At 60.7% G+C, this 2,905-nt stretch carries 2 protein-coding genes; both read right to left on the reverse strand.

Annotated features, from left to right (window positions below; genetic code table 11):
* Positions 1-2,034: TonB-dependent receptor (locus tag JNL55_RS24570; RefSeq protein WP_293860476.1), on the reverse strand; the 2,034-nt coding region annotated here is incomplete at its 3' end.
* Between the two features lie 89 nt (positions 2,035-2,123).
* Positions 2,124-2,905 (reverse strand): FecR family protein (locus JNL55_RS24575; RefSeq protein ID WP_293860479.1); only part of this gene is annotated, 782 nt, incomplete at its 5' end.

Genomic DNA, 2,905 nt, shown 5'->3' on the forward strand with positions numbered 1-2,905 from the left:
CCACGGCACATCGTTCGCAGCCGAGACCAGAGGCACGCGCAATTCCACATAGGCGCTGTCGATCTTCTGAGTACGTTCCGGGAAGAACGCCGCTCGTGTGCCGCCACGCGTGATCTGTCGGCCGGTGCCATAGTTAACATCCTGCTGTTCGAGCAGCAGCGACAACTGCGGCGCGCCGCCCCACAAACTGCCGATGGGGCCGCTCAGCCGCAACGCTGGATTCTTGGTCGTCGACTTGATGGGCGTGCCCACCGGCGACGGCCCGCCCAGATACATGGATAGATCCACCCCTTCAGCATCGAGATCCCGAGTGAGATCCAAAGTGCCGGCAGTCAGCGCCGCCGCCAGCGTGGGCAGAACGTAGGGTGCATCACGATAGGAAATCTGCGCTTCGGTGAACGTATAGTCCGCCGATACCGTCCACTGCCCCGGCAATTGATAGATCAGGCCGGCGCCGAAGCGCTCATACGCGCTCTTGCTCTCAATCAAGCCGTTGGCCTGATCGGTCGACGGCACGATGGTGATGGCTTGTTGAAACGGATTGGTCGCCGCATTGGCCGGCACGGTGCCGTAGATCAGACCGGAGCTGTGGCTGTGGCTGATGTTTTCCGAGTGCGACGCTTCGAGAAAGGCATTCAACTTCGGCGTGAACTCGTGGCGGACGCTGCCGCTCATCATTTGAATGCGCGCCGCCGGCACCAAGCTGGCGTTGCCCGCGGCCATGCCATACGACGCGGCTTTGTTGAAGCCCATGTTGTACTGACCAGCGTTCGCGACCAACGCTGCGCCACCATCCGACGCGACACCAGCGTAGTTCGCTGGCGCCGAGGTGTAGACAGCACCGAGGGGTGTGCCGTCGTCCAGTACCAACGGTTGGCCATTGGTGCTGACGATGTTCGCGGTGGCGCCAGCCATCGGTATGGGGATGGTGTCGTAGAAGCTGGGATTGTTGGTCAGCAACTTGCGCCGGCCTTCGGTCAGAAAATCGCGCTCCTTCACCTGCAAATGATTGGCATCGGAGAAGCTGCCCGCCAGTAGCACGTTGGTGCGGCCCTCGAAAAAGTTCAGGCCACCGGCGAAGTCGATGCGACGGTTCGACGCGTCGCTCTCAAACGAATTGTCGTAGGTGATCGAAGTCTCGAAGCCTTGGTAGTCACGACGCAGAATGACGTTCACCACGCCGCCGGTCGCAGCGCCGCCGTAAATCGCCGAAGCGGTGGTTGGCAATACTTCGATACGCTCGATGGCCGCGAGCGGAATAGTGTTCAAGTCGACCTGGCCCGGTGAAAAGCCGGTGGTGGTTCGGGCGGCGCGCCGGCCGTCGATCAAAATCAATGTTTGATTCGAACCCAGGCCGCGCAAATTCACGGTGCTGATCTGTCCCGCCACATGCCCCATCTGGCCGGCATCACCGCCGGTGGTATTCATGGTCAGTCGGTTCTTCAGAAAACCGTTCACGTCCACCGCGCCGGACTGTTCGATGGCCTGGCGAGTGAAAATCACGTACGGCTGCGGATCGTCCACCGTCCGCTTGATGTCCGTGTTGAGCATGCGCGAGCCCATCACCAACACTTCGGGAACTCTCAGCACCTCACGCGACGGTTCATCGGACGTCTCTTTGGCTTTCGAATCGGGAGATTCAGAGTCTTGCGACGGCTCACTAGCCTGCGCCACACGGATGCGCGAGCCAGCGCCACTGTTATTGGTGCTTTTCTGTGGCTGAACCAGGATCGCGCCTTGCGGCGTCATGGAAAACGTCAGGCCCGTGTCTTTGAGAATGGCCGTGAGCGCATCGATGGGGCTGAGCACACCGCGCACGCCGCCGGTCTGCTTCTTGGTAACTAGATCGGGAGTGAACAAGATCTCTTGCTGACTCTGTCGCGCGAACTCGCTCAGCGCCGTGCTCAGACTCTGCGCGTCGATGTCGAACTGTTTCGCTTTTTCTTCCTGCGCGTGCACGGCACCGATGCCGAGCCACAATGAACACGCTGCGGTGACTGCTGCACGCAGCGCCAACGAACGAATATTGATCATCGATTGCTCCCCATGTCCGCGCCTTTGATGTGGACGCGTTGTGGGGAGTAGGACGCGCGTCGCAGAAAAAGCCGAACGCGTGAAACTGTTCACTGGCGTGCAGTGAGCAACACCGCCGCTTCATCCGTGCGTGCGTCGATGGGAAAGTAACTGGTCAGCGCCTCGACGAATACCGCCGGGCGAGCTGTGGAAAACGCGCCGCTGATGCGTAGCTCAGCGAGGTTCGCATCGACCAACTGTATCGGGGTCTCGCTGTAGCGATTCATCTCAGCGACGGCATCGTTCAAGCGCGTGTTGTCGAAGAACACCTGACCGCGGCGCCAACTAGTCTCGCGCTCAGCATCCGCCGCTCGAACCCGATCCAGCGAATCATTGTTGGCCGTGAGCTGTTCACCGGCCGTGATGGTGGCAATGGTTGGTGCCACCAGGTGTACCTGGCCCGGCTCACGCTCGACCCGCACCACGCCTTCGATCATGGTCACCTGCACTTGCAAGCCATCCACACGCACATCAAACGCTGTGCCTACCGCGACGAATCGTCGACCGCCCGCGTCAACGACAAACGGCCGGGACTTGTCCTTGGCTACTTCAAACAGCGCCTGCCCTTGCGTGAGCACGATGTGTCGCTCGGTCGGCGTGTACTCCACTTGCAATGACGAGTTGGTGTTGAGCGTGACCTGCGAGCCGTCTTTGAGATTCACAGCCAGGCGCTCGCCGATATCGGTGGAATAACGGCCATTCGTCGCAATACCAAACGAGGCCAGCACGGCGTTGACCCGCGCTGGCGTTCCCATCGCCAGCATGACCGTCGCGATGACGCCGAGACTCAACACCACTGCCGCCGCCACCGACCATTGAACTTTGCGAGTGG

The organism is Steroidobacter sp., assembly GCF_016790065.1.
In the GTDB taxonomy this organism is placed as follows: domain Bacteria; phylum Pseudomonadota; class Gammaproteobacteria; order Steroidobacterales; family Steroidobacteraceae; genus Steroidobacter.